The sequence below is a fragment of the Caldicellulosiruptor obsidiansis OB47 genome (assembly GCF_000145215.1).
In the GTDB taxonomy this organism is placed as follows: domain Bacteria; phylum Bacillota; class Thermoanaerobacteria; order Caldicellulosiruptorales; family Caldicellulosiruptoraceae; genus Caldicellulosiruptor; species Caldicellulosiruptor obsidiansis.
This window is the reverse complement of record NC_014392.1, coordinates 1,302,434-1,329,227: the sequence shown is the minus strand read 5'-3', so window position 1 is coordinate 1,329,227 and position 26,794 is coordinate 1,302,434. Positions and strand designations below refer to the sequence as shown.

Annotated in this window: 22 protein-coding genes and 4 pseudogenes; 22 read left to right on the top strand and 4 right to left on the bottom strand. The window is 32.4% G+C overall.

The features are described 5' to 3' along the window. Window positions 1–585 precede the first annotated feature (585 nt). From COB47_RS06080 to COB47_RS06040, 9 genes and pseudogenes are all read left to right on the top strand, one after another. Complete coding sequence (locus tag COB47_RS06080; RefSeq protein WP_013290496.1) at window positions 586–1,872, top strand: IS110 family RNA-guided transposase; 1,287 nt, start codon at window positions 586–588, stop codon at window positions 1,870–1,872. A gap of 573 nt (window positions 1,873–2,445) precedes the next feature. Then, the gene (locus COB47_RS06075; protein ID WP_013290495.1) at window positions 2,446–3,678 is read left to right on the top strand and encodes a hypothetical protein; all 1,233 of its coding nucleotides are present in this window, start codon (window positions 2,446–2,448) and stop codon (window positions 3,676–3,678) included. A gap of 256 nt (window positions 3,679–3,934) precedes the next feature. Next, window positions 3,935–4,357, top strand: a pseudogene (locus tag COB47_RS06070) (M56 family metallopeptidase); the annotation flags it as partial. 152 nt (window positions 4,358–4,509) lie between these two features. Next, window positions 4,510–5,520, top strand: coding sequence for a hypothetical protein (locus COB47_RS06065; RefSeq protein ID WP_013290494.1), 1,011 nt, complete (start codon window positions 4,510–4,512; stop codon window positions 5,518–5,520). Window positions 5,521–5,598: 78 nt separating this feature from the next. After that, window positions 5,599–7,335, top strand: a complete 1,737-nt coding sequence (locus tag COB47_RS06060; RefSeq protein ID WP_083771536.1) for an S-layer homology domain-containing protein — start codon at window positions 5,599–5,601, stop codon at window positions 7,333–7,335. A gap of 245 nt (window positions 7,336–7,580) precedes the next feature. After that, window positions 7,581–7,961 carry a BlaI/MecI/CopY family transcriptional regulator gene (locus tag COB47_RS06055; protein ID WP_013290492.1) on the top strand — a complete coding sequence of 127 codons (381 nt, stop codon included), beginning with the start codon at window positions 7,581–7,583 and terminating at the stop codon, window positions 7,959–7,961. Window positions 7,962–7,968: 7 nt separating this feature from the next. Then, the gene (locus COB47_RS06050) at window positions 7,969–9,528 is read left to right on the top strand and encodes a M56 family metallopeptidase (protein ID WP_013290491.1); all 1,560 of its coding nucleotides are present in this window, start codon (window positions 7,969–7,971) and stop codon (window positions 9,526–9,528) included. Between the two features lie 158 nt (window positions 9,529–9,686). After that, window positions 9,687–10,850, top strand: coding sequence for an amidase domain-containing protein (locus COB47_RS06045; RefSeq protein ID WP_013290490.1), 1,164 nt, complete (start codon window positions 9,687–9,689; stop codon window positions 10,848–10,850). A 159-nt stretch (window positions 10,851–11,009) separates the two neighbouring features. Then, window positions 11,010–11,642, top strand: coding sequence for a hypothetical protein (locus COB47_RS06040; protein ID WP_013290489.1), 633 nt, complete (start codon window positions 11,010–11,012; stop codon window positions 11,640–11,642). Between the two features lie 314 nt (window positions 11,643–11,956). Here the strand turns inward: COB47_RS06040 and COB47_RS13010 are convergent. Together COB47_RS13010 and COB47_RS06025 are read right to left on the bottom strand one after the other, a co-directional pair. Continuing rightward, window positions 11,957–12,281, bottom strand: a pseudogene (locus tag COB47_RS13010) (transposase family protein); the annotation flags it as partial. A 193-nt stretch (window positions 12,282–12,474) separates the two neighbouring features. Continuing rightward, window positions 12,475–13,101: a hypothetical protein gene (locus tag COB47_RS06025; protein ID WP_013290487.1), complete on the bottom strand. Its 627-nt coding sequence runs from the start codon at window positions 13,099–13,101 to the stop codon at window positions 12,475–12,477. Window positions 13,102–13,209: 108 nt separating this feature from the next. Here COB47_RS06025 and COB47_RS06020 point away from each other — a divergent pair. Then, a pseudogene (locus tag COB47_RS06020) lies at window positions 13,210–13,491 on the top strand (IS110 family transposase); the annotation flags it as partial. Window positions 13,492–14,115: 624 nt separating this feature from the next. Here COB47_RS06020 and mtnA read toward each other — a convergent pair. Continuing rightward, window positions 14,116–15,144, bottom strand: a complete 1,029-nt coding sequence (gene mtnA, locus COB47_RS06015; protein ID WP_013290486.1) for an S-methyl-5-thioribose-1-phosphate isomerase — start codon at window positions 15,142–15,144, stop codon at window positions 14,116–14,118. 7 nt (window positions 15,145–15,151) lie between these two features. Further along, entirely contained in the window at window positions 15,152–15,925 is a 774-nt protein-coding gene (locus COB47_RS06010) for an S-methyl-5'-thioadenosine phosphorylase (RefSeq protein ID WP_013290485.1), read from the bottom strand. A gap of 209 nt (window positions 15,926–16,134) precedes the next feature. Between COB47_RS06010 and COB47_RS12595 the strand changes: the two genes are divergently transcribed. The 12 genes and pseudogenes from COB47_RS12595 (at window position 16,135) to uraA (ending at window position 26,759) form a co-directional block, all read left to right on the top strand. Next, entirely contained in the window at window positions 16,135–16,302 is a 168-nt protein-coding gene (locus tag COB47_RS12595; RefSeq protein WP_237698861.1) for a DUF5665 domain-containing protein, read from the top strand. Between the two features lie 27 nt (window positions 16,303–16,329). Then, on the top strand, window positions 16,330–16,947 hold the full coding sequence (locus COB47_RS06000) for a TraR/DksA C4-type zinc finger protein (RefSeq protein ID WP_013290483.1): 618 nt from the start codon (window positions 16,330–16,332) through the stop codon (window positions 16,945–16,947). 143 nt (window positions 16,948–17,090) lie between these two features. Then, on the top strand, window positions 17,091–18,548 hold the full coding sequence (locus COB47_RS12590) for a hypothetical protein (protein WP_041742450.1): 1,458 nt from the start codon (window positions 17,091–17,093) through the stop codon (window positions 18,546–18,548). Between the two features lie 70 nt (window positions 18,549–18,618). Further along, on the top strand, window positions 18,619–20,661 hold the full coding sequence (locus COB47_RS12585; RefSeq protein WP_237698860.1) for a VWA domain-containing protein: 2,043 nt from the start codon (window positions 18,619–18,621) through the stop codon (window positions 20,659–20,661). 58 nt (window positions 20,662–20,719) lie between these two features. After that, window positions 20,720–21,454: a hypothetical protein gene (locus tag COB47_RS05980; RefSeq protein ID WP_013290482.1), complete on the top strand. Its 735-nt coding sequence runs from the start codon at window positions 20,720–20,722 to the stop codon at window positions 21,452–21,454. A 180-nt stretch (window positions 21,455–21,634) separates the two neighbouring features. Then, window positions 21,635–21,850: a hypothetical protein gene (locus COB47_RS05975; RefSeq protein ID WP_041742448.1), complete on the top strand. Its 216-nt coding sequence runs from the start codon at window positions 21,635–21,637 to the stop codon at window positions 21,848–21,850. Between the two features lie 62 nt (window positions 21,851–21,912). Further along, complete coding sequence (locus tag COB47_RS05970) at window positions 21,913–22,647, top strand: hypothetical protein (RefSeq protein WP_013290480.1); 735 nt, start codon at window positions 21,913–21,915, stop codon at window positions 22,645–22,647. 71 nt (window positions 22,648–22,718) lie between these two features. Beyond that, window positions 22,719–23,183, top strand: a complete 465-nt coding sequence (locus COB47_RS05965; RefSeq protein WP_013290479.1) for a hypothetical protein — start codon at window positions 22,719–22,721, stop codon at window positions 23,181–23,183. A gap of 27 nt (window positions 23,184–23,210) precedes the next feature. Next, window positions 23,211–23,682, top strand: a pseudogene (gene lspA, locus COB47_RS12900) (signal peptidase II). Next, window positions 23,679–24,590, top strand: coding sequence for an RluA family pseudouridine synthase (locus tag COB47_RS05955; protein WP_013290478.1), 912 nt, complete (start codon window positions 23,679–23,681; stop codon window positions 24,588–24,590). Before lspA ends, COB47_RS05955 begins: the two are co-directional and overlap by 4 nt. A 218-nt stretch (window positions 24,591–24,808) precedes the next feature. Next, window positions 24,809–25,357, top strand: coding sequence for a bifunctional pyr operon transcriptional regulator/uracil phosphoribosyltransferase PyrR (pyrR, locus tag COB47_RS05950; RefSeq protein WP_013290477.1), 549 nt, complete (start codon window positions 24,809–24,811; stop codon window positions 25,355–25,357). Between the two features lie 28 nt (window positions 25,358–25,385). Continuing rightward, window positions 25,386–26,759, top strand: coding sequence for a uracil permease (uraA, locus tag COB47_RS05945; protein ID WP_013290476.1), 1,374 nt, complete (start codon window positions 25,386–25,388; stop codon window positions 26,757–26,759). Window positions 26,760–26,794: the final 35 nt, after the last annotated feature.

Genomic DNA, 26,794 nt, shown 5'->3' with positions numbered 1-26,794 from the left:
TTTTTACTATTGTAAAATATATATGTAATTACAATTGTAAAAGAGAGTAATGTAAAAATGAAAAAGGATTTATTAAAGCCATTAAAAGCAGAGTTAGAGGTGAGATTAAAAAACATTAAATGGGAGTGAAGAAAGGTTTATCAATAAAAATTGTTTTAATAAGGAAGAGAAATTGAATAAGAATGATAAACATGTTTAGCATAAATAACTATGTTTTTGAAATATATGTATAAAACAGGGGTGATAGTTATGTTTTGTTGTAGTTTTGATACTTCTTGAACATCCTAAAAACACTGAAATATTCTATTTTGAGCTCAAAAATTCGATTCAGATTCATCTAAATACAATAACGGATGTAAATTGACTGATAATTACAGCGAATTCGTCAAATTATGCAAAGACAGAGGTATCGTTTGGTAATTTAAAATTAGATCATATAAATCATAGAAACGAGCATTCCTGTAATGAACGAAAATGAGTGAAAATGACGAAAAATGAGATTTGAAAAGATAAGGTACCTCCTGGTAAAATACAGAATGTAAGTTGTACAACTTACGACAAAACACAACAAAGGAGGTACCCTCTTTGAAGTATACACAAAATGAAAAGATATTACAAGTAACAGAAAAAACTTTAGTTGTAGGAGTAGACATAGCGAAGGAAAGGCATGTTGGAAGAGCATTTGATTTTAGAGGAGTGGAGCTTGGCAAGAGAATAGAGTTTGAGAATAGAAAAGAAGGTATGGAAAAATTTTTGGATTGGGCAAATAAGATAATGAAAGCCAATGGCAAAGACAACATGATAGTTGGGATAGAACCTACAGGGCATTACTGGCTGTGCTTTGAGCAGTACTTAAGAGAGAATGGCATAAAAGTGGTTTTAGTGAATCCTTTTCACGTAAAAAGGAGCAAAGAACTCGATGATAATACACCAACAAAGAGCGATATAAAGGATCCGAAGACGATAGCGATGCTTGTGAAGGATGGAAGATACACAGAACCAAATATACCCGAGGGTATATATGCTGAGATGAGAGTAGCGATGAACATATATGAAAGGCTACAAAAACAGCTGAACGTTTTAAAAAATCAAATAATCAACTGGCTGGATATCTATTTTCCAGAGTTTTTAGAGGTATTTTCTGATTGGGAAGGCAAGGTAGCGCTATTGACCCTAAAAGAGATGCCATTGCCAAGTGATGTAATAGAAAAGGAAGTAGAAGGGATTATAGAGTACTGGCGTGACAAAGTAGATAAACGTGCGATTAGTCGCAGGAGGGCGATGGATTTAGTAGAGACTGCTAAAAGGAGTATAGGTAAAAAAGAAGGTAGAAAGCTGGCAAGACAAGAGATAAAATATTTGCTTGAAGAATATGAGCTTTTAAAGAAGCAGGTAGAAGAGATAGAAGGTGAGATGGCAGAGCTTTTGAAAGATGTGCCGAATGGTGATAGGCTGCTTGAAATAAAAGGTGTTGGTGTAAAAACAGCAGTTGGGTTTATTTCTGAGGTTGGAGATATAAGGAGGTATGAGGATGCGAGACAGATCCAGAAATTAGCTGGTCTTAATATAATTGAGAATAGTTCTGGCAAGTACAAGGGGCAGACATGTATAAGCAAAAGAGGGCGAGGGCGGCTTCGAAGTAGTTTGTTCAGGGCCATGATTACAATAGTAGCAAAGAATGAAGAATTTAAACAGCTGCACATGTATTACACAACGCGGCAGAACAATCCATTGAAGAAGAAGCAATCACTGATAGCGCTTTGCTGTAAGTTGATAAGGATATTTTATGCGATTTTGAAAAAAGGGATAAGGTATGATGGTAATAAGATGTTGAGCGATATAAAGAGAGAGACATTAGCAAGAACAGCGTAAAAGAATAAAAAGATAACTTGAGAAATCTTAGTTTAAAGTAGGAGCAATAGTTTGAGTGATTCACATCTGAAGGGGTAAAAGTTTCTTAGCTTTGCGAATGGAATAAAGTCATGTCAAGAAGCAAAGCGCCCCTTTTGGTAGGAGTTCAAATCATAGAGAATGTGTTGAGGGTAAGAAGTGAAGGAAAAAGGAATTAAATGATTTTTTATAGGTAGATTGAAAAATGAGAGCGGGTGGTCGGAGTACATCCCCCATAAGGGCGAAGACCCTGCATACGAGCATAACCGACTTCCACGCCATGGTAGATGGGACGAAGGAATTGAGGGCAAATAAGCAAAGACCCTGAGAGACATGAGAGGGTAAACGCCATGGTTATTGTGGGTAAAAACCCGCCGTAATATGGTAAAATATCTAAATTAATACAAAAAGTAGGTTGAGTTTAATCTTCGCATGGTAGAATAAAGCAATAATAGCAATATCAAGAATGATATTATTTGTTTCGATAGCGAAATTTAAAGAAATCGAGAGATATTTTGAGAAAATCAAAGATACATTGAGAGAGGAGAAGTAAAAATGTGTAATATATCAAAAACGACAAAAAAAATATTTATTTTAATAACTGTTTTTATTTTATTTTCTTTTCTTAAATTCATTAATAGTCAACCATTACTGCGAATAGTATATTGTAAAGATCTTTTTGAATATTTTCCTAAAAACGAAGGAAATTTTAATAATATCCTTTTGAAAACATTTAAAAAGAATAAAGATGAAAATTTGATTATTGCTATTGATTCAAACAGATTTATGGGACTTTCTAACAATGAAGATGCATATTTTATTAAAGACATTAAGAAAAACTATACAAAGTTGATATACAAAATTACTGAAAAAAACTTTCTGAGCATTGCTGAAAACTTTGATGGAAGATATTTTTATTGGATAGAAGGAGAAAGAAAAAAGGGATATTCATATCTAAGTTGCAATTGGAAGTTATATGGATATGATATTAATACCAATACTATCTGCTTGATTGATAAATGTAATGAAACAAGTATTTCAACTAATGATGATATGAAAGCCAAAGCAAGTGTGATGTGGAGAGATATATTTGCTCACAATGGCAAAGTTGTTTACTTAAACTACGAAAAGGATAAAAAAGGAATTATCTATTTAGTTATAAAGTTATTTGATATGAAAACAAAGAAAAATTCTATAATTGAAAAAATACCTGAAAAAGAAAATAGATTAATATATCCTCCATCTATTTACGGTGATAATATAGTTTGGTGTATATCAAATATTGAAGAAACTCATACAATGAGGATAGAAAGTGGAGAAATATACTTATATAATATCGAAAAAAAGAAAAAAACGAAAATCTCTCCAAATAATGAACTTGTAATACCAAGGATTTACAAAAATTATGTTATTGCTCTTCGCCATATAAATGGTATAAGTTCTCAAGATCAAATAGTTTTATGTGATATATCAAAAGCACCAATTAGATGGAAAATAATAGTATACCCTGAATTGTATTCTATGAAAAATTCAAATATGATTACATTTGCAGACCCATATGTTTCAGGAGGATATTTGTCTTGGTATGGCAATTACTTAAAAGATGGTACTTATATATTTTCATTAAAAGATTTAAAATATTACAAGATTCCATATTTGAAACTGCAAAAAGGATATTCCAATTATATCATGCTTTATTCTAAAACTCCTTCTACTAATTTATTTATAAGAAGTTATTTTAAAGATAACACTAACGAAAAATATAGTGAGTATCTATTTTTAAAGTGAGTAACCAACAATTGTAAAATGATAATAGCAATTGATTAAGATAACAGGGGCTGTCCAAAAGGACAGTCTCATTTTTTTACTTTTAAGTTATAAAAAAAGAAATAAAAATCATTTCAAAAAACCTTCTTTACAAAATACTTTTTACTATTGTAAAATATATTATGTAATCACAATTGTAAAAGGAGAGTGAAGCAAATGAACAAAGAATATACACCTTGATTGACAGGCTTGCAAAAAGAAGCAACAAAGCAAGAGAAAAATGGAGTATATAGATATAACACCGTACTTGGATATGTCAAAGATACAAAATCATAATAAGGTTGTTGCATTAAAAATGTTAGTATTTAGAAGAAAATATACAGACGAAAAAAGGTACTGTTATGTTGAGAAGAGACATTTTCCATATGAACTTCATTATAAGAACATAGAGCTTTATGGCAATAAAGCCAAAGTAGTTATTGACTTAGAGATAAAACTAAAAGAGGCATATCCATCATTTATTTCATATGGAGAAAATATTTTTGAATTAGAAAAGCAGGAGGGGACATGGAAAATAACAAAGCATATCTATGATAAATGGACCTTAATGTTCTATGAATTTTCTACTGACCAAAAGTTACCAGAACCTGATTACGAACAAATAAAAAAGCAAATAGATAGGGATTTTGGAATTAAGTAATAATTTGTATGATACTAGAAAAATGGAGGCGGAAAGTTATGTCGTACTTCTTATTTTCAATAGTTCCTGATTAAACAGAAGATAATAGTTTCAAAAAATTTATTATTTAATCTGAAAATTATGTAGAAACTAAAAGAAAGAGGGTTTGTGAGATGGTTATATTTACAAAATCTAAAGAATATGATGGCACTTCAATAGAGGGGTTTATTTACGTTAATGGTATGGAAAACATTGGTGCTAACCTGCTTGATACTGCAGCATATGGGCGTGCATTTACAATTATTCCGTTAGTAGCAGGAAAAATATATGAATGTGAATTTTACGAATGGAATTATAGCGGACAGGCAGTTCATATTGGTGTTGGAGTTAAAAATGAAAGTGTAACGACACCCGGATCAATTAAAATTCTTAAGAAAGACATACGGACAGGTAGTGGTTGTGGTTCTATAATGACTACTGCTTTCATGCAAAGCAATTTCAACATTCAACTAACTATTCCACCTCGAACAACAGGTAATCCCACTCAGGGGTTTACAGATCTATTATCTGCTCTTGTGTCTGGTACTACACTTGTAAATGGGCGAATCTGCTTTAAGGTAAACTCAGGCGAAAATTTATTTATAAAAGTTTATTGTGTTAAGGATCAGACTAATTGGGAAAAATATGCGGGTTGGACAAATTTAATTTCTGCAGAAGATGTTCAAAAAATAGAATCAGCTATTGGTCAACCTTATAATAACAGTTTGTCCCAGACAGGTCTTTACCAACATATTAGACGTCACGTCGAATTACCTATTGGGAATAATACCGTGCGTTTTGCATTGGGTAAAATTGAAAACAATCAAGTAGTGGATAGATATAATATAGATGAATTTGAAAGTCCAATATATACATTACCATTTCCGAAGAACGGTAATCTTGGAGACTACGGAATTGTATATACTTTTTATTATCCTGTAGCCGATGCAAAATATGTTGCAGTTACACCTCAGCAAGTAGATATAGTACAAAAATACACTATGAAAATTAACGGAATATGGCAGACATTTACTGCTTCAAAATCAAACCCATTTTCTTTTGAGTTAATAGGAGGAAATTCTTTTTGGTTTGTATTACCTGGGGGCTCATATGGTGATGTTGAAATAATGTTCAAAACAAAGTGACTTTTCAAAAATTTTAAATTAAAGAATGGAAGGGGCAATAATGATGAAGAAAATTAAAACCATAAAAACTACCGTAATATTAGCTATTTTTGTTTTTTAATCTTTTGTACTGAAGCTACAAATTCTAATTATAATGTAACACAAAACGAAGTTGTCAGAGCAATATCCTTAGAACTTGTTCCGGAAGAGTTAAGAGGAAACTACCAAAAACCCATAACTCGGCTCGAATTTTGTCACCTGATAGGATGCCTATTACGTTCTTTTGGTCTTGACCTTAACCAAATATCAAAGTCAAGTTCTCAATTAACTTTTTCTGATACCGATGACCATGAAGTAAGAGTATTAGCAACTCTCGGAATAGTAGATGCTAAAGAAAAAGGAATGTTCTATCCAAATGCTACTGTTACAAGACAAGAATCTGCTAAAATGCTTTTTTCTATTGTTACTATTTCCAAAAGAATGCCACAAATAAAACAATATTTTAAACTGCAAATGAAATGGCCTAATGAGGATGAAATTTTTCCTCAAGACTTCTCAGATGGTATTTACATTTTCTCATGGGCAAGAGAGGCAGTAAATTACCTGTATCGAATAGGTGTTTTTAATATTGATAGCAACGGATGTATTGAGCCAAACAGAAAACTGACCCGTGAAGAAGCAATTATAACAATACTAAGATTATACAGTGCTGCTATTGGTGAAAGAGGCAATCCCATTTCAGAAGAAACTTTCTATCCATATCCTTTTGTAAATAATGTAGCAAATTCTGATGTTCTCTGGGGTTATATAGATTCAAAAGGGAATTGGAGGATACAGCCAAAATTTCATGAACCCTCAGGGTTTAATATGCAAGGGTATGCTACTGCTCAGAGTCCCCTTTATCTTAAGGATTCGTATATGGTTTTTGATAAGTCTGGTAAAATCTATTTTAAATTCCAACGTATTGTAGGATTATATGGAAAGTTGGCCATTGTAGACAATGGAATTTATTTATTGCCACAAAAGAAAAAACTGTCCTCCGACACAGATGCGGTAAGTACTGTCCTTATTTATCCTCAAGGTGATTATATGTTGCCAATAAAAGATGACAAAACAAATCTTTATGGTTATTATTCTTTTGATGGCAAGAAGATGATAAATTTTTACTATGATAGAGCATATGCATTTCATGGAGGGAAAGCAGTTGTAAAAAAGAAAGAGAATTATTATTTGATAAATAAAACAGGAAAAGTATTAAGGTTGTTCAAGATAGATGAAAAGAAATATAATGTGCGATATTTTATTGGTGAAAGTGGATTGCTGTCATCTAAGAATGGACAGGACATAGGATATAATGCCAAGACGGATGCTTATTTTAAAGTTCCACAATCAACATTAACAGAAGATGGCTGGTTTATTGTAACAGATACTACTGATTGGAAGAGCAAGAAGCTTCTTGATGCAAATGGAAACACCGTAGCATTGGGTAAAAATATCGTTGATTTAGGTAATGGATTTTATCAGGTATGGGCAAATAACGATGAAAGATTTATCGTTACAAATTTAAAAAAAGTGGTGATTCAGCGTAAAAATTCCAAGATTCTTAATTGGATAAGTAGTAGAGGTAGTGGAGGTCTTGCAGCCTTTTACTCCTCAGAAGATACTATCACTATAGTTGATGCATTTGGAACAGTTTTTGTTAATATTAGATTGCCTTTTAAAAATTGTAAAGTAGATTTTGTTAATGGTCTTCTTCGCATCATAGATACCAATAATTTTTTGCAGTATTATTATAATCCTATAAACGGTAAGAGAGTTTTAAAAGTTAATCCATAAATTGTAAAAATATTTTTAATTCATGTATATTATACTTGACTTTTTGTTCATTTACTAATATGAAATACAATCAAGATACACAGGTGTTATTCTAATCAGATTGTAATTTCCAGCTTTATCTAAAAAGTGTTGCATTTTTTATAGCAATTTAGAAAGCAAAAATCTTTCAAATACCTCTTTACAAATTGGTTTTTACTATTGTAAAATATATGTGTAATCATAATTGTAAAAGGAGAGTGAAGCAAATGAACAAAGATTTATTAAAGCCATCAGAAGCTGAGTTAGAGGTTATGAAAGTTTTGTGGGAAGAAGGGAAAGCGTTGAGTGCACCAGAGATAGTGCAAAGGTTAAAAGAAAAAGACATCAAATGGGAAAAGTCAACCATATACACCTTGATTGACAGGCTTGTAAAAAAGAAAGTAATAAAGCAAGAGAAAAAAAATAAACTTTACTACTACAGTCCTTCTATTAGCAAAGAGGAATACGCAAAGAGAGAAACAACAAGGGTATTGAATAAGCTATTTAATGGCTCTGTAAAAGATTTAATAGCAGCATTAGTTGAAAGTGGAAACTTAAAAAAAGAAGAGCTTGAGGAGATTAAGAAGTTATTAGGAAAAGAGGAGTAGAGATGAGATGAATATAGAAGTTATATTCAAATGGATTTCAGTAATGACAGTAGGTGGTAGCATAGCTGTTTTGATATTTGCTATTTTGAGCAAAATCTTTAAAGAGCATTTGAGCGCAAGGGCAAGGTATTATATTTGGATGATAGGGCTTTTTTGTTTTACCATTCCATGGAATGTATTGATTAAATTTAGTAAGAAAGATAGTAGAGTACTAAATCAGAGTATTATATTAGGCAACAGCAGTTATATGACATTAAAACTCAGTAACAGTAGTTCATTGAACTTGCAACTAACAGGGAATACAGCACAAGGTGGGGCTTTAACTGCCCTGCCTTCTAAAAATCTTCGATATTTTAATCCTGAAACATTAGGAAAAGTTATGGTTTATGTCTGGCTTGTAGGGGCCATAGTATTTTTTGCATGGTTTTTGATAAGGTATATTTGGTTTAAAATGATACTGATAAGAAGTTCACGAAAATGTTCAAATGAATATTGCAGGAGAATGATTGAAAGGTATTACAATCTAAGAAAAATTCCTAAAAAAATAAAAATATTAGAAAGTGATATTATACAAACACCTATGCTAATCGGAATAATTACTCCGATCTTAGTAATACCTACAAAGGACATAGTAAGAGAAGATTTAAGATTAATCATAAGACATGAACTTGTACACTTCAAGAGAAAAGATGTACTTGTTAAATGGCTAAGCAAATTAATAAATGCACTTCATTGGTTTAACCCCTTAGTATACTTTGCTGTTTTAAAGCTAAATAGAGAATGCGAATATTCATGTGACGAAGAAGTAATAAGAAAGCTTAAGAAGGATGGCAAAAGAAGGTATGCAGAGGTACTTTATAACACACTTTTGGTGAGTATAGGCAGTGGAGCAGACGCGGCATTTGGTCTGGTAGGTAGAAAAGAAAGCATTGTTGAGAGATTTAGGTTTATTATGAGTTTGGAGTCAAAGAAAATGAGCAAAGGTGCAAAGGTTTTTGTTGTGGTGTTAGTATCAACAACAATATTCTTAAGTGCGTTTGTTCAAATTTTGGCAAAAGATATTTTGATTTTTGATAGCGATGAAATAGAAGCAATCAAATCAACTATAGAAGGATTTTATGAAACACAGTACAAAGCTTATCTTCAAATGGAGTACATAGATATAACACCGTACTTGGATATGTCAAAGATACAAAATCATAATAAGGTTGTTGCATTAAAAATGTTAGTATTTAGAAGAAAATATACAGACGAAAAAAGGTACTGTTATGTTGAGAAGAGACATTTTCCATATGAACTTCATTATAAGAACATAGAGCTTTATGGCAACAAAGCCAAAGTAGTTATTGACTTAGAGATAAAACTAAAAGAGGCATATCCATCATTTATTTCATATGGAGAAAATATTTTTGAATTAGAAAAGCAGGAGGGGACATGGAAAATTACAAAGCATATCTATGATAAATGGGCCTTAATGTTCTATGAATTCTCTACTGACCAAAAGTTACCAGAACCTGATTACGAACAAATAAAAAAGCAAATAGATAGGGATTTTGGAATTAAGTAATAATTTGTATGATACTAGAAAAATGGAGGCGGAAAGTTATGTCGTACTTCTTATTTTCAATAGTTCCTGATTAAACAGAAGATAATAGTTTCAAAAAATTTATTTATTTAATTTAATCTGAAAACCATATGAAAACTAAAAGAAAGGGGATATCTCAAATGAGAAAAATTGTATTGTTTTTGTTATGTTTAATTCTAATAATACCAAATTCCATTGCTTATGCAAATTCATATTTTTATAAAAACACTGAAGAAGAAAGTATTAAAAACATTATTGAATCTTTTTACAACACTCAGTACGATGCATATTTACAAATGGAATATAAAGATATAATTCCTTACCTTGATATGACTAAAATACAAAATCAAAACAAAGTAATAGCTCTGAAAAATTTAACAGCAAGAAGAAAGTATATTTATCAAAAAGGTTATTGTTACATTGAAAAGAGAAGATTTCCATTAGAGTTCAATTACAAAGCTATTGATATAAATGGTAATCAAGCAAGCGTCATATTAGAAATAAAATTAGATGGACAGAATGCGTATCTACCTTTTATTTGTGGTGGCGAAAATATATTTAAGTTAATAAAAATGGAAAATAGCTGGAAAATTACAGAACATGATTATGAAGATCTAAGTTTCTATGAAATTTCAAAAGAAAAATTAATAAGAGAATTTCAACCGAAAGAATTAGCTGAAATGATTGAACAGGAATTTTCTCCAGATTCGAAGAAAGTATATAAAAACTTCAGTGATGTTGAATTGAAAAGTAATGTTGGTATTCTTAGTTTGCCAGCAGTAAATCATTATTATAGTACATCAAGAGCTGTTGAATATGCAAAGAAATACGTATATAACCGTAATACCAAGTTTTATGATGCAACCGCTGGAGGAGGAGATTGCACAAACTTTGCATCTCAAGTTTTATGGTACGGATTTGGAGCAAATGATACTACGAATGATATATTAAATAAGGTGATGATGGTTCCTGGTTCATATGAAAAAGGGTGGTATGCTGGTCCTGGTGGAGGCTCACGAAATTGGGAGAATGTTGAAGCTTTCTGGAGTTATATGACAAGCTATAAATCTATTGACACACCTGGTCCACGCGTTGTTGTAGTAGATAGTATAAATTCATTAGATAATGGTGGAATAATGCAAATTGATTTTTCTAATGACGGAAGATTTGATCATACAGTAATTCTCGTAGATAAAGTTACCTTGAAATTTGCTCAACATACACCGAATATCTATCGTTATTATCAAGAATATACAGGAGCAAAAAGATTTTTCAATCCATATTATTTTAGAGAAATAGAATAAGAATACAACAAATACAATCTTATTTCCCACTATCTTCAAAGATTGCACACCTTCAGAAATTGAATTAAATAAATATTTCCTTAATATTCTTAATGTTTTTTCTGAAGGTGTGCCCTTATTGTTGTTATTAAAAAATTATAAAACGGGAGGCGAATTACATTGAAGATAAAAAAAGTTATTCCATATATTTTATTATTCACACTAATGATGCTAAATATAAGCGGGTGCACAAGAAAGGATTTTACAAAAAAAGAAGATGAATACACTAAAGTTCAAAAAATAGCTGTTTCAGCATTGTCAGATGCTTTTTATATGGTTAAAAATAAGAATTTTAATGTACTTAAATATAAAAAACATGATAATTGGTATCTATTTTTATTTTATATGACTACCGATAATTCACCCCAATATTTGTTATGTTTGGTTGAAAACAATAAAGCGTTATGGTATGCATCTGCTGGGTATCCAGCAATGAGTATGGGATTTGGAGTAAATCGAGTTAAATATAAAGGAAAAAGCATTTATTTTTGTAACTTAAATACCTCTACATGGATACCAACAACAGGCGCACGAAAGCCTACTAATTACACTAAAATGGTATTTGAATTTGAAAATGGGACAAAACTAATAGAAAATGTAAAAGGTGACAAAGGATATATTATTATTGTAGACGGTTATAAAAAGCTAAAAGACTTAATCTTATATAACGCAAAAGGAGAAATAGTAAATAGATACGAAGATATAGGTTATGACTGTTATGAGTGTAAAGTAGTTGGGTTTAAATTGAAATAACTCTTACTTTTAGATTAATTACCAAAGTTTAAAATATATTCAAGGATGCTTTTTAAAGTTTGTTTCATGTTTAAAAAAAAATCAAACTAAAGGATTATATATGAACATTGATTGGAGTTTTAACATTCTGGTTTTAAACAGACTACTTTATGCCATTTTTGGTATCTTATTATTTATAATAGTGCAGAAAAAGTTTAAAAAATATGTATAAAAAATGAACGGGGTATTCAATTTCTCATAACACCCCGTTAAAAGACTTACTTTTCTTTAAATTTTGAAATATTCTCCTCAAACGGTGGAAAAATAACACCTTTAATGTATGCTGCTAATCTATTTGTCATTCTTTGATGCTTTCCTAAAAAATTTATGTGTTCAAAGAACTTTTTTCCACATTTTTTGCAAATATATCTTCGCTTTCTTAAAACTAAATATGTTTTCTTACCCATCAGTTGGTACATCTTTTACTCTTTGAATACGATAATCATGTATCTTACTTGTGATACTACCACATTTAGGACACTCATGAGATTTTTGCACCTGACTTATGTAGAGTTCTACTTCATCTTCGTTTTCTACTACTTGGTAGAGGATAATATCTTTTGATTTCAAAAGTTCAGTGATATAATTATGATTGAGCACTTATTCTGGATGCCTCCTTTCTTTTGTGTTTTTTTTTGAATCCAGAAAACAACTTAATTATAGCAGGCATTCAGAATAAGTGCTATATTTTTTCTTATCTTACTACCCCAATATTTATTATAGAACCCAAAAAACTATCTGTTATAGTAAAAATAGAATTTGTGTCCATATTATATTTTATAGGGACTGTTTATCAGTTATTGCTTGAAAAATCGCTTATGATCCATTTATTTTTAATTTTCTCAACCAAGAGAACCATTTTTTTTATATCACCATAAGGGTCAGCTGGATTTATGGTGTAAGAGTCTGTGAAGCAGTACACAAAATAAAAATATCCTTTTTTGTACCAAATAACGGTTTGCTTGGGGTCAGCAGGTTCTACCTTATAGTAACAGGTATAAGTATCTTGTGTAGGTTTGGGAAAGAGTATTTTTAGGACTTTCTCAGATACAAATGAATATATATCTTTGTTTGAAGCAAGGCCAAGGATGCTTTTGTGATTGGCTTCATTTAGCACAGCTTTAATAATTTTATAATGTACTTGCCTTTTTGCTTTTACTTTACTTATGTTGCTGTCCACAGTTGAGTTGTTTATATTCTTTTCTTCAACAACGGGTAAAACTGAGATGATATCTGCTATAAATTTCTTTTTGTTTTTTATAATATGAATTCTCTCGGAGCTATTGTCTTCTAGCTTATGCTTATTTAAGATTGTGTCAGCCCTAATGTGAGAGATTTTTAAACTAATACTTAATAATACCAATGATCCAATGAGAATTAAAGAAAATATTACCATTGAATTACGAAATATTTTTTGCATTTGGTTAATCCTCCATAATTGCATGATTGAGTTATTACTTTCCAGAGTTCCATTTAAACGAATATACTTTTACAAATTTCAGCAAAGAGGTAGGTGAGGGATAAATAAATGTCTAAACGTGGCTCTAAAATCTTGCGAAGAATCTTATTTACAATTGCTCTTGCCAATATCAGAACCAAAAGAGACTCTAAGCCTTGTAACCCTGTACTCTTCGAATACTATCAGAAAAAGTGCCAACAAAAGCCCAAAAAAGTTCTATTTTATGCTGTCATGAGAAAAATTATTTGTATCATCTTTGCTGTCATGCGCGATAAAAAACCTTTTGAACTTAGAATTCCTGAAGAACATATTCAAAAATGTTTTAACAAGACTGCTGTTTGTTGCGTATAAATAATTGTTTTATTAATGAAACATTGGTTAACCATAATATGTGTCTAGCCTCCATATGTTATGTCAACTTCTAATGGATAGCTTATCTTCTTATACCCTTTTAAAAGGATTTTACACCATAAAATGTTATCAAAAATTTTTTAAAAAACTCTTGACTTTAATTAGCTGGTCTTTCTTAAATTAAAAAATTATAGTTCTTCTCAACACTTTACTTGTTAGCTTCTTAACATTTTCTACTCACCTCTTGAGCGGTTTACTTTATTGATATTATACCACACATATAGATTCTCTACAATTGTAAGATTAGACAAAAAACAAGTACATTACCTCAACTTTTTAGTAAAATGATATATTTTCAGTTGCAATTATCAATTTTCGGCATCGAGAAAACAAAATATGATTAAGATAAAATCTTTTTGTAAGAAAGTTTTAGGTTATTAAATAAAAAAATAACCATACAAAGTAAATATAGTAACAAAAGAAAAGTCCCTTTCAAAAATTCATTATTTTTTGCACCAACCTTCTTGAGCACTCAAGGAAGCATGTAACAGTTTTTCAGCAAATCATAAAAAATAAAATATAGAACGGGGTATTCAATTCTTACAATACCCCGTTTTTGACAACTCACTTTTCTTTGAGTTTTGAGATATTCTCCTCAAAGGGTGGAAAAACAACACCTTTTTCTGTAATTATAGCGGTGATATTTTCAGCCGGTGTCACATCAAATGCAGGATTAAAAACCTTCGATTCATCCGGAACAATCTTTTTACCATTGAAAAATCTTATCTCCTCTTCGCTTCTCTCTTCAATAGGAATCTTCAGTCCAGATTTTATATTAAAATCAATAGTTGAAATAGGTGCTGCAATGTAAAAAGGAATACCATGGTGCTTTGCTAAAACAGAAAGAGAGTAAGTTCCAATCTTGTTTGCTGTATCTCCATTTAAAGCAATTCTATCTGCACCAACAATAACGCAATCAATTTTCCCAAGTTTCATAAGATAACCTGCCATGTTGTCACAGATAACTGTGTTGGGAATACCATCTTCAGAAAGCTCAAAAGCTGTGAGCCTTGCCCCCTGAAGATACGGCCTGGTCTCATCTACATAAACATGAATATTCTTGCCGGTAAAGTGAGCTTCACGGATGACACCAAGTGCAGTTCCATACCCGCCTGTTGCTAAAGCTCCTGCATTACAGTGAGTAAGGATATTTGCACCTTCTTTTATAAGTGTATTTCCATGCTCACCAATCTTTTTATTGATACTTTTGTCTTCATCTTCTATTTTCCTTGCCTCATCCAGCAGCACACTATAAATTTGATTTTGAGAAAAATTTCTTGCATCTTCAAAAAGCTTTTTCATTCTCTCAAGTGCCCAGAAAAGATTCACAGCTGTGGGTCTTGAGCTTGCAAGATATTTTATAATCTCATAAATTTTATTAGACTCCAGGTTCTTTTCAATTATCTCCCTAAATCCCAACACAACTCCATATGCGGCAACAATTCCAATAAGCGGTGCTCCTCTTATAATCATATCCTTTATTGCTATATATACATCCTGATATGTGCTACAAACAAAATACTCTTTTTCAAATGGCAGCTTTCTCTGGTCAAGCACAATGAGCTTATCATTTTCAAACTCAAAGTGTTTCATTTTCTTCTTACTCCTCGCAAATATAATCTACATCAATCTTTTCAATCATTCTATATATAAGCTTCTTTACTTTGTCATTATTCTCTCTAAAAACTCTATAAACTTCTTCCTCTGTTACAGGCTTTATATCATCTCTTCCCTCAAGTCCAGCATCATAATCTGTAATAAGCGATATATTCACATAGCAGATGCCAAGCTCTTTTGCAAGGATAACTTCTGGATACTGGGTCATGTTGATAACATCCCAGCCCATGCTTGAAAACCATCTACTCTCAGCTGTTGTTGAAAACCTTGGACCTTGTATCACAACCACAGTTCCTTTTTCATGTACAGTAATTCCAAGCTCTTTTGCAGATTCAATTGCAATCTTTCTCAAGTATTCACAGTACGGTTTTGCAGCGGATATGTGCCTTACTTCAGGACCTTCAAAGAATGTATCTTTCCTTCCCCATGTCCTATCAACAAACTGATCACATACAACAAAATCTCCAGGTTTTATCTCAGGCTTTAAACTTCCAGATGCAGTAGGTCCAATTATTTTTTTTACTCCGAGCATTTTCATTGCCCAGAGATTTGCTCTATATGGAATTAAATGTGGAGGATATTGATGATTTTTACCATGTCGAGGCAAAAAAGCCACCTTTTTGCCATGAATTTCGAGTAAAGAAATCTTATCACTTGGTCTCCCATATGGTGTTTCAAGTTCTATCTCTTCAACATTGTCTTCCAAAGAATAAAAGCCGGAACCACCAAATACTCCTATATCAGCTCTGTATTCCATCTTTCTTTACCTCCAATGATAAAAACTTTCGCATTTCAAAAAAATTATATAAATAAAATGAGCGAAAATCAACAAAATAATTTATTGAGAAGGTGAGATTATGTCAAAAAATGAATTTGAAGAAAAATTAAATGATTTTATTTTAAAGCTAGAAAGAATGAATTTAAGCGACTATATAGAATATTTAAAAACCCAAAAAAATAATTTTTATGAATTTCTTATCTGGTACTGCAAGAGGATTTGGAACAGCTTTTGGTTTTTCTATTTTAGGTGCTCTTCTTTTGTATATACTTAATGCTATTGTAAAATACAACCTTCCTGTAATAGGTCGGTATATCGCTGAGATTTTGAAGTTTGTAAAGTTTTATATGCATTAAAATCTTCATTAAAAGGAGAGATTCATATTGAAGCCAGCCGAAATGGAAATGATCAAAAAAATGCTCTTAGATAAAAAATCCGAATTAGAAAGGTATCTAAAAAATACTAAAGATAATCAAATTTCGAACTTTAGCACAGTGTATTCAAACGAGGTTTCAAACTATGACAATCATCCAGCTGACATTGCATCAGACCTATTTGAAATGGAAAAGAACATGAGCTTGAAAGCTGACATGAAAAAGAAACTTAAATTGATTGAAAAAGCACTATCTAAAATCGAAGAGGGAAACTTTGGCTACTGTATATCCTGCAAAAAGGAGATTTCTATTGAAAGGCTTTTAGCAATACCTTATGCAGAATTTTGTATAGAGTGTCAGAAAAAGATGGAAAAACAAGAAAATTATAAAACAGATCAAAGACCAATCGAAGAAAAGGTGCTGGGCAAACCTTTCAATGACAAGTTTCCAAGTCAAGGTGAAGAAGAACATGATGGCACAGATATGTGGAGCATCCTTGAAATGCATTCCACAAGCAACGGTCCACAGGATGAGATTGTATTTGATGGAAGAAATTATTACAAAAATATAAATGATATTGATGATAGTGTCGAAGAAATAGATAAAATTTCTACTGATAATTTTTAAAATAGAAGGGCTATCCAAAAAGATAATTGGATAGCTTCTTTAATAAATTACCTAAAAATCATGGATTTATTGACAAAATTCTTGTAATTATTATAAAATGTTTATAAGATTATTCAAATTTTTAGGAGTTAGGAGGGTTTTATATGAGATATTTGAAGAAATTTATTTCATTATTGATTGTATTGTTATTTACTATCAACCTTTTTTCCCCTTACTTTGTCAAATCAGATAATTTATCATCGAGAGATGCATCAGTATTTCAAACCTCTCAAAACTCTTCTCAAATCCAAAATCCCCGTGAACTTTTACAAATTCAAATTAAAAAAATTTCTACTCTCCCTGAATTATTTTATGACTTAAAACCATCACCTGAGGAAAAGGTCAAAAAGATATTAATTTATTTAACAAAAGCTGTAAATCAATTTGATAGTGATACCACAATCACTAATTCAGCCTTTTTTGACTGCATTGAAAAGGCTGTAAGGCAACTTGAATTTTATCAAAAGCACAGTAACTTTAAGAAACATTATGATTCAACTTTAGAAGGAATTAAACTGAATCTTATTGCAGTAACAAGGATAGTTACAGAGAATCTAAAAATAGTTTGCGAAAATAATCAAACTATATTTACCCAAAAACAAAAGAAAGAACTTTTAAAAGCAATTGAAGAGTTTAATAAAGGTGTTGAATTTGAAGGCAAAAAGAACAATGAACAAGCTATTCAATTTTATCGAAAAGCATGGGAACAGTTAAATGAACTTAATATTGCTATTTTAAAGCTTCAGGACAAAGATAATGATAAATGTCCAGATTTTTTAGAAGAAAAGTTTGGTCTTAAAACAAATAAGTTAGACACCGACGGAGACAATCTTTCTGACTTTTTTGAAATATTAAAGCTTTTTAACCTTACTGATGGAAAATTAATTGATACTGATAAAGATGGTATACCAGACTGGCAAGAAGACCCTGATGAGGACAAGTTAACTAATATAGATGAACAAAAATACAATACTGACCCGCTTTTGCCAGACACAGATAACGATGGTTTAGATGACTATTTCGAAATATTTACATTTAAAAGTTCTCCTTTGAAATTTGATACGGATGAAGATGGACTGAGTGACAAAAGTGAATACTTATTAGGAACTGATCCTAATAATCCTGATTGTGATGCTGATGGTTTACCTGACGGACTTGAGGAATATAAGCAAACCTTTAAAGACGATCAGACTGGAACAAAAGTAGAAATTGTTGCAGAAGGGGACATTTCACCCTTTGTTGAAATAAACAATCTAAAAGACGAAGAAGTATTTTCTGAAATTTACGGAATAGTTTCAACACCAGTTGATATTGAAGTATATGCACCTTTTAAAGAAGCGACAGTATTTATACCAATTGATACAAGCAAAATCCCCAATCAAGATTTTCAAAATGTAAAAATGTTTTATCTTGATGAAGATTTGATGACTTTTGTTCCACTTGACGAACAAGGTGTTGATCCTGTAAACAAAGTGGTATGGGCAAAAACAAACCATTTTACAACACTTTGTATTATTTTATATCCCAACATGGAAAGCAATTTGGGAGGTTCCAATAAATAAAGGCGAAAGAGAAATAAATCAACAAGTCAATTATATAGACCTTGTATTTGTGTTAGATTCATCTGGCAGCATGAGCTGGAATGATCCAAACGGTTATAGAAAAATTGCTGCAAAATCATTTGTTGATGCCTTGATACAAGGGGATAGAGCAGCTGTTGTCGATTTCGATGATTTTGGTTATTTACTGCAGCCTTTAACGACTGATTTTCAAGCCGTAAAAAATGCAATTGACAGGATTGATAGCTGGGGCGGAACAAACATTGCAGAAGGCATTAGAATTGCAAACCAGCAATTAATTTCTCATAGTTCTGAGGATAGAATAAAAGTAATTATACTTTTAACAGATGGTGAAGGATATTACGACAATAATCTCACAACTGAAGCAAAAAACAATGGTATAACAATATATACTATAGGTTTAGGAACCAGCGTTGACGAAAATCTTTTGAGAGATATAGCAACCCAAACAGGAGGCATGTATTTTCCTGTATCTTCTGCTTCTCAACTACCACAGGTGTTCAAGCGAATAACTGAAATAGTTACAGAACCAATTGATACAGACGAAGATGGTGTTCCAGATTCTGTTGAAATTTCAGGTGCACGAACAGGTCTTGGAACAATTGTATATTCTGATCCATCAAATCCTGATACAGATGGAGATGGAATTTTAGATGGCTTAGAAATTGGACCATTGGTTTGTGCAGCAAACGGGTATTATTACAAAGCAACAAGCAATCCGAAAAAATGGGATAGCGACAATGATGGACTTTCTGATGCGGAAGAAGATGAACTGGGAACAAAGATAAATCTTGCAGATACCGATAAAGATGGTTTGACTGATGGAAATGAAATCAGCATGGGGTATTCACCCCTTCATAAAAATTATGACGGCGATTCATATCCTGACAAACAAGAATTCGAAAAAGGACTTGATCCTTATCTTTATGATAAAACTTGGTATGAACATATCAAAGACATCTTAGCTGGTGCAACTTGCGGCGATGCAGGTGAGATTTTAGTTCGACATGGACTTTTAGCAGAAAGAACTCTAAAATCATTTGGGTATTTAATTGGTCAAATAGCTTCCGGATTTATACCATTTTCAGATATAAGAGATGCTGTAGCAAGTTTGGCAAAATTAGATTTTGCAGGAGTATTAACAAATTTAATTGGCTTTATCCCTGGTGTAGGAGACTGTGCTGATATTGCAAGAACACTTACAAAATTTATTAGTTTCGGTGATGAGTGCATAAGCATTGTATCAAGGTTTATTGTTCATAAATTTGATGAATGGCAAAATGTCTTTAGAAATTCTCTGTTTTTACCTGTGTTTGCTCTTTTATGCAAAGGACAAGACAATTTTGATGTTGCAAAAAAAGTGGTAAATGGAGATTATGATAAACCTTTGAAGGCTGTCTCTGAATTTGCTCAGCACAATAATTTTGATGAAATTGCATCAATTATAAAAAATAGCAAAGTCAAATTTTCTATAACTCAAGATATACAATTAGAAAACGCCGAGAGCGTTATAGCAAGAGCAAATGAGTATTTAAAAAAGAATGGGCTCAGAAGTGCCCATGTATTTGCAGAAAGAGTTGCTGTTGAAGCAGCATATGAGTATTATACAAAGCTGGGCTACAAGTGCATTTATAAAGCCAAACATGGCGTTAAAGGTCCTGATTTAATCTTTCTCACCAACACACAGCCAAGAGAATATCTAATAGTGGAAGCAAAAGGAGCTTTTGAAAACTCAAAATATCCAACGGTAGGAGAAAGCAGGCTATTTAGCAATGTTTATAATCCCGAAATAAGAGCAAAAGAAAGATTAGCCCAGCTGTCTTTTAAGTGGCTTTCGACAAATCCTAAAAGGTATCTGGGCAAAGTAGAAGAAGGTATGAAAGAGTTGCTTGGTAAAGATGTTGGTCAAAAAGAGTTTGAGGAGTTTCAAAAATTTTTAGAATGCAAAGGAAAATACAAAGCAGCACTGTTTTACGCTTCGCAGAATAAAAAAATTAGATGGGATGGCGGATTTGACAAATATTTTGGTATTATAGGGGACGACTCAAGTATAGAATCATTTGAAATAGTGAAGATGATATTGAATATAGTATAAAACATTATCTTAAAGGTGAGAAACGGAAGAGAATAAAAATATTTGGGGGTGAAAAATAATGGCTGAGTGGTGGGAGATTAAGCTCAATCCTAAAAAGCTCAATAAAATGTTAAAAGAAGAGTTAAGCAGGATAGAAGAAGATGAGCAATATGGTGTAATGTATGATTTCAGGCTTATAGCAGCAGGAAGGTATTACATGTATCTTGGTAACTTTGATGAGGGGAAAAAGTATATTTTGAAAGCTATTGAAGCTAAGCAAAAACGTATTGAAGAAGTTATATCAAAGCTAGGCTATGAAAATGATGCAATAGCTATGAACAAAACAAGATTAGCTAAAATGTACAGGTGGATAGGAGATATTGAGAAACTAAAACAGGAATGCTTTGAGGCTGTTAAGATTTTTAGAAAAGTTTATGAAGAAGCAAAGAAGATGAACGACTCTTTAGCAAGAAATCCTGAAGTTTACTCATATTTTTATGTCTTGTGGGCAGATGCAGAATATTACCTTGGTAACTATCAAATGGCTGTGGATGTTAAAAAAGTATTTGCGAAAAACACAACAGGAATTGTTTCTTCTGCTCTTGCGGAGTATATATTGAAAAACGATGCGCAGGCACTGAAAAATCAGATAAAGATTCTTGTTGAGGGTATAATAGAATTTAGATGCGAACCTGATTATGATACAAATGTATATGATCCATGGCACTGGTATGAAGAAGCAAAGAAGATTGCTGGTTTGCCAGGCATTTTCAGTATATTTGACCCTTCTCCTCCTATTCTGCCGGTTTGCTGATTTATAAGCAATAACAATTTTGTTGATTTTTAATTAACCACCTATCCAACGGTAGGAGAAAACAGGCTATTTAGCAATGTTTATAATCCCGAAATAAGAGCAAAAGAAAGATTAGCCCAGCTGTCTTTTAAGTGGCTTTCGACAAATCCTAAAAGGTATCTGGGCAAAGTAGAAGAAGGTATGAAAGAGTTGCTTGGTAAAGATGTTGGTCAAAAAGAGTTTGAGGAGTTTCAAAAATTACTAAAGGGTGAGAAAAAATACAAAGCAGCACTGTTTTATGCTTCGCAGAATAAAAAGATTAGATGGGATGGCGGATTTGGTAAATATTTTACAGAAATTTTAGTGAATGATGAAAACATAGCATCGTTCGAGATGGTGAAAATGATATTGAAATAGAGTAAAATTATTATCAAGGGTGGGAAGGGAAGGGGAATTTAAAGTTTCAGGGGTGAAAAATAATGGCTGAGTGGTGGGAGATTAAGCTCAATCCTAAAAAGCTCAATAAAATGTTGAAAGAAGAGTTAAGCAGGATAGAAGAAGATGAGCAGTATGGTGTAATGTATGATTTCAGGCTTATAGCAGCAGGAAGGTATTACATGTATCTTGGTAACTTTGATGAGGGGAAAAAGTATATTTTGAAAGCTATTGAAGCTAAGAAAAAAGATATTGAAGAATCTATAAAAGAATACGGCTATGAAAGTAGAGCAGTAGCCACGGACAAAACAAGATTAGCTAAAATGTACAGGTGGATAGGAGAGATTGAGAAACTAAAACAGGAATGCTTTGAGGCTGTTAAAATTTTTAGAAAGGTTTATGAAGAGGGGAAAAAAGCTGATAGAACTTTTGTGCTACGTCCGGAAGGCAGTTCATATTTTTATGTCTTGTGGGCAGATGCAGAATATTACCTTGGTAACTATCAAATGGCTGTGGATGTTAAAAAAGTATTTGCGAAAAACACGACAGGGATTGTTTCTTCTGCTCTTGCGGAGTATATATTGAAAAACGATGCGCAGGCACTGAAAAATCAGATAAAGATTCTTGTTGAAGGTATAATAGAATTCAGATGCGAACCTGATTATGATGCAAATGTATATGACCCATGGCACTGGTATGAAGAAGCAAAGAAGATTGCTGGTTTGCCAGGTATTTTCAGTATATTTGATCCTTCTCCTCCTATTCTGCCGGTTTGCTGATTTATATTTGTTTCGTATATAATTTGATTTATCAAAAAAAAATAACAAATTTCATTTAGGAGGTATTTGACATGAGTACACCTTCTTTTATGTTTTTGGAATACAAATTAAAACTTTTAAGTTTACCAAAGAGGGATATTAAAGAGTTTGAAGAACAGTTTATGGTATTTATTCAAAATTTTTGCGAAGTTCTGTTGCCAGAAATGGAAGATTACTTTCCTAACAATGCATTAAATAATACTTATTGGTCAAATATTTACTATGACTGGTCAGAAATCGAGAGACTTGAGAATAATGTCTATCGTGTAAAGTTGGCTTTTGCTCATGATTTTACTCTATCAAAAAGGGGAAAGAAAAAGTTTGCTGAAGAGTGTAAAGATTTTGTTAGAAGGTTAAATAAATTCTTTGAAATTTTTGAATTTGATGTTAGATTTGAAGATGAGCCATTTAATATAGAATACTACGACCCTGATTCTGAAGAGAATGACGACGAAGATTTGTTTTTATATGATGATGACGATGATTTGTTTGGCTAATATTATAATATCATAACATAGTTGTACATGATTCAAGGTGATTCAATGGTTTACTGGATTATAATTATGTCAACTTTTGTGTTAGACCAGCTAACAAAGGCAAGAGCAGAAAAATTTTTTGTATATAGACCTGTCAATTTACTGGGTGGAATTTTATCACTTACCTATGTACAAAACAGGGGTGGGGCTTTTTCCATCTTAGAGGGGAAAAGAAGATTTTTTTATAATTGTTTCAATAATCCTCATTTTGTTTTTATGTTATATGATATTCAAGTCAACAAACAATCTTTACAAGTTTTCTTTTTCGCTGATAGTGGGAGGAGCAACAGGAAATCTTTTTGATAGGATTATTAAAGGTTATGTGGTGGATTTTATAGACATAAAAGTAATTCCTGTCTTTAATCTTGCTGATTTCTTTATAACCTGTGGAGTGTTTCTTTTGATATTTTTGATTCTGAGAGAAGGGGGCGAAGAGTTATTTCTGAAGAAAAAACCTTGACAGTAGAAGGTTTTGACGGACGACTGGACAGGTATCTTTCAGAGGTTCTTTCTAAAACTCGTAGTTTTGTTCAAAAGATAATAGAAGAAGGAAATGTATGGGTAAATCAAACACAAGTTTTAAAACCTGCATATAAAGTCAGGAGTGGAGATATAATCAGAATCGTGATTCCTGAACCTAAACAGCTATCCCTTGTTGCTCAAGATATAGATATTGAAGTTGTATATGAAGATGAACACTTAGCTGTAATAAATAAACCACGAGGTATGGTTGTTCATCCTGGGGCAGGTAATTTTGAAAATACTCTTGTAAACGCTCTTTTGCACAAGTTCAGTGGGAAACTTAGCAGTATAAACGGGGTTATAAGACCCGGAATTGTCCACAGACTTGACAAAGACACATCGGGACTTTTAATTGTTGCTAAAACAGATGAAGCACATATTAAACTTTCTGAAGCATTAAAATCTCATCAAATAAAAAGGATATATTATGCTATATGTGAAGGTGTGTTAAAAGAAGATAGCGGTGTAGTTGATGCACCGATTGGGAGGCACCCTGTAAACAGACTAAAAATGGCTGTAATTCCAAATGGTAAACAAGCAGTTACTTATTTTGAGGTTTTGGAAAGGTATGATAAATACACTTTTGTAAAACTCCGATTAAAAACAGGAAGAACTCACCAGATAAGAGTCCATATGTCGTACATTGGTTATCCTTTGCTTGGAGATAGTACTTATGGAAGATCTAAAAATGAATTTGGTATTCAAGGTCAAGTTCTTCATGCAGGTGAGATTAAGTTTGTTCACCCAATAACTTCAGATGTGCTGCACTTTTCAACCGAGCTACCTGAATACTTTCTTGAGATTTTAAATATACTGAGAAGCAGAAACAGTAAATACCATGTATAACATCAAAAACCATAGACAAACTCTATATTTTGGTGTTATAATGACTAAAAAATAAACAAAAATCGAATAGTGGCTTTAAGAGAATTTAAGACCTTTAAGCTGGCCCTGTGAGGCGGCAAGGTTGAAATAAGAGAAGTCGAGAATATTAAGCATGTAAAAAAGCTTCTTGCCAATTCACGGGCAGGAAGCTTTTTTTGTGCCAGAGGAGGTGTTGTATTTTGGAAAAATTTAAAGAAATTATGGATGCCAATCAAATGCGAAGAGCTCTGCTCAGGATTTCTCATGAGATACTTGAAAAAAACAAGGGTGTTGAAAATCTTTGCCTTGTTGGGATTCAGCGAAGAGGAGTAACACTTGCAAAAAAGATACAAGAAAACATAGAAAAGATAGAAGGCGTAAAGCTTCCTTTAGGTATTCTTGACATAACATTTTACAGGGACGATCTGAGTCTGCTTTCTGAACATCCGACAGTAAACTCTACAAGAATTGATTTTGATATAAACAATAAGAAGATAGTTTTAGTAGATGACGTACTTTTTACAGGCAGAACAGTAAGAGCAGCAATTGAAGCTTTGATGGATATGGGAAGACCAAAGATGATTCAGCTTGCAGTGTTAATTGACAGAGGACACAGAGAACTTCCAATTAGGGCTGACTATGTAGGAAAAAATGTTCCAACTTCAAGAAGAGAGATTGTTCACGTACTTGTCGATGAGTTTGACAACGACAACAGAGTAATAATTGAACAGCTTGATAGGGAAATATAACCTTAAAAGAAAGGAGAAATTTTTGAAAATGAACAGAGTTGTTCAGGTTGAAGAAAAGCTTCCATTTTTGAAAACCTTGCCTTTGAGTCTTCAACATCTTTTTGCCATGGTTGGTGCAACAATCTTAGTTCCTATTCTGGTAGGACTTAGTCCAACTGTTGCTCTCTTTACAAGTGGTGTGGGAACCATAATATATATTCTTGTAACAAAAAACAAAATACCTGCATATCTTGGCTCTTCCTTTGCATTTATCAATCCTATTATCACAGTCTCTGCTTCACTTGGAGGAAAAGAATACGCTCTTGCCGGATGCATTGCATCAGGTGTTGTATATCTGATTGTAGCATTTCTTGTCTACCTGTTTGGAACAAACTGGATTGACAGGCTACTGCCACCCGTTGTTGTAGGTCCTGTTGTAATGATTATTGGACTTTCTCTTGCAAGAGCAGCAGCTGTAAAATCAGCAGGACTTTTCAAAGAGGTTATAAAAGATGGGCAGATTTTAGAAGTTGCCGTCAACGTCATAAAAAGTCCTGTTTGCTGGGTTTCTATATTTACATTGCTTGTTGCCGTGTTTGGCTCTGTTTACTTTAAAGGATTTTTTAAAGTCATACCTGTTTTGATTGGACTTGTAAGTGGATACCTTTTTGCATATGTGCTTGACTTGATTGGTATGAACACAAATCTTCTCAATTCATTCTATCCAAATGGCAAGTATATTCCTTTTTTGAATTATGAAGTTATCAAGAATGCAAAGTGGCTAGGACTTCCTCAGTTCACATTCCCTAAATTTTCACTCTCTGCTATTTTAGCTATTGCTCCAATTGCCATAGTTACAATAACAGAACATATTGGACATCTTCTTGTAACAAATAATGTTGTGGGAAGAGACTTTACAAAAAATCCTGGGCTTCACAGGTCATTAGCAGGAGATGGACTTGCAACAATTGCTGCAGGTTTTTTTGGAGGTCCTCCTAATACAACATATGGTGAAAATATCGGCGTTATGGCTATAACAAAGGTGTACAGCACATGGGTAATCTTGTGGGCAGCAATTCTGGCAATTTTACTTTCATTTGTCCAAAAGCTTGGTGCTCTTATTCAGGTAATTCCTTCACCTGTAATTGGAGGAATCAGTATCTTGCTGTTTGGTGTTATTGCTTCATCTGGTTTGAGAATGATGATTGAAAACAAGGTGGACTTGTCTCAAACACGCAACCTTGTAATTGCTTCTGTGGTTTTAATAATTGGTGTTGGTGGAACAAGACTCAAATTTTTTAACATTGAATTTGAAGGAATGGCTCTTGCTACATTTGTCGGAATAATCTTAAATCTTCTTTTACCAGAGTCAAAAGAACTCAAAGTAGCAAAGACAAAAGAAGCTTTAGAACCAAACAATTAAGGGTAGGGGTATTTTCCCTACCTTTTTTGTAAACA

Coding starts and splice junctions, on each gene's coding strand:
- COB47_RS06045 (WP_013290490.1), top strand. CDS start 9,687: ATGAGAAAAATTGTATTGTTTTTGTTATGTTTAATTCTAATAATACCA.
- COB47_RS06050 (WP_013290491.1), top strand. CDS start 7,969: ATGAATATAGAAGTTATATTCAAATGGATTTCAGTAATGACAGTAGGT.
- COB47_RS05970 (WP_013290480.1), top strand. CDS start 21,913: ATGGCTGAGTGGTGGGAGATTAAGCTCAATCCTAAAAAGCTCAATAAA.
- COB47_RS06065 (WP_013290494.1), top strand. CDS start 4,510: ATGGTTATATTTACAAAATCTAAAGAATATGATGGCACTTCAATAGAG.
- COB47_RS12585 (WP_237698860.1), top strand. CDS start 18,619: ATGAGCTGGAATGATCCAAACGGTTATAGAAAAATTGCTGCAAAATCA.
- COB47_RS05975 (WP_041742448.1), top strand. CDS start 21,635: ATGAAAGAGTTGCTTGGTAAAGATGTTGGTCAAAAAGAGTTTGAGGAG.
- COB47_RS06010 (WP_013290485.1), bottom strand. CDS start 15,925: ATGGAATACAGAGCTGATATAGGAGTATTTGGTGGTTCCGGCTTTTAT.
- mtnA (WP_013290486.1), bottom strand. CDS start 15,144: ATGAAACACTTTGAGTTTGAAAATGATAAGCTCATTGTGCTTGACCAG.
- COB47_RS06025 (WP_013290487.1), bottom strand. CDS start 13,101: ATGCAAAAAATATTTCGTAATTCAATGGTAATATTTTCTTTAATTCTC.
- uraA (WP_013290476.1), top strand. CDS start 25,386: ATGAACAGAGTTGTTCAGGTTGAAGAAAAGCTTCCATTTTTGAAAACC.
- COB47_RS05980 (WP_013290482.1), top strand. CDS start 20,720: ATGGCTGAGTGGTGGGAGATTAAGCTCAATCCTAAAAAGCTCAATAAA.
- COB47_RS05965 (WP_013290479.1), top strand. CDS start 22,719: ATGAGTACACCTTCTTTTATGTTTTTGGAATACAAATTAAAACTTTTA.
- COB47_RS12590 (WP_041742450.1), top strand. CDS start 17,091: ATGAGATATTTGAAGAAATTTATTTCATTATTGATTGTATTGTTATTT.
- COB47_RS06055 (WP_013290492.1), top strand. CDS start 7,581: ATGAACAAAGATTTATTAAAGCCATCAGAAGCTGAGTTAGAGGTTATG.
- COB47_RS12595 (WP_237698861.1), top strand. CDS start 16,135: ATGAATTTCTTATCTGGTACTGCAAGAGGATTTGGAACAGCTTTTGGT.
- COB47_RS06075 (WP_013290495.1), top strand. CDS start 2,446: ATGTGTAATATATCAAAAACGACAAAAAAAATATTTATTTTAATAACT.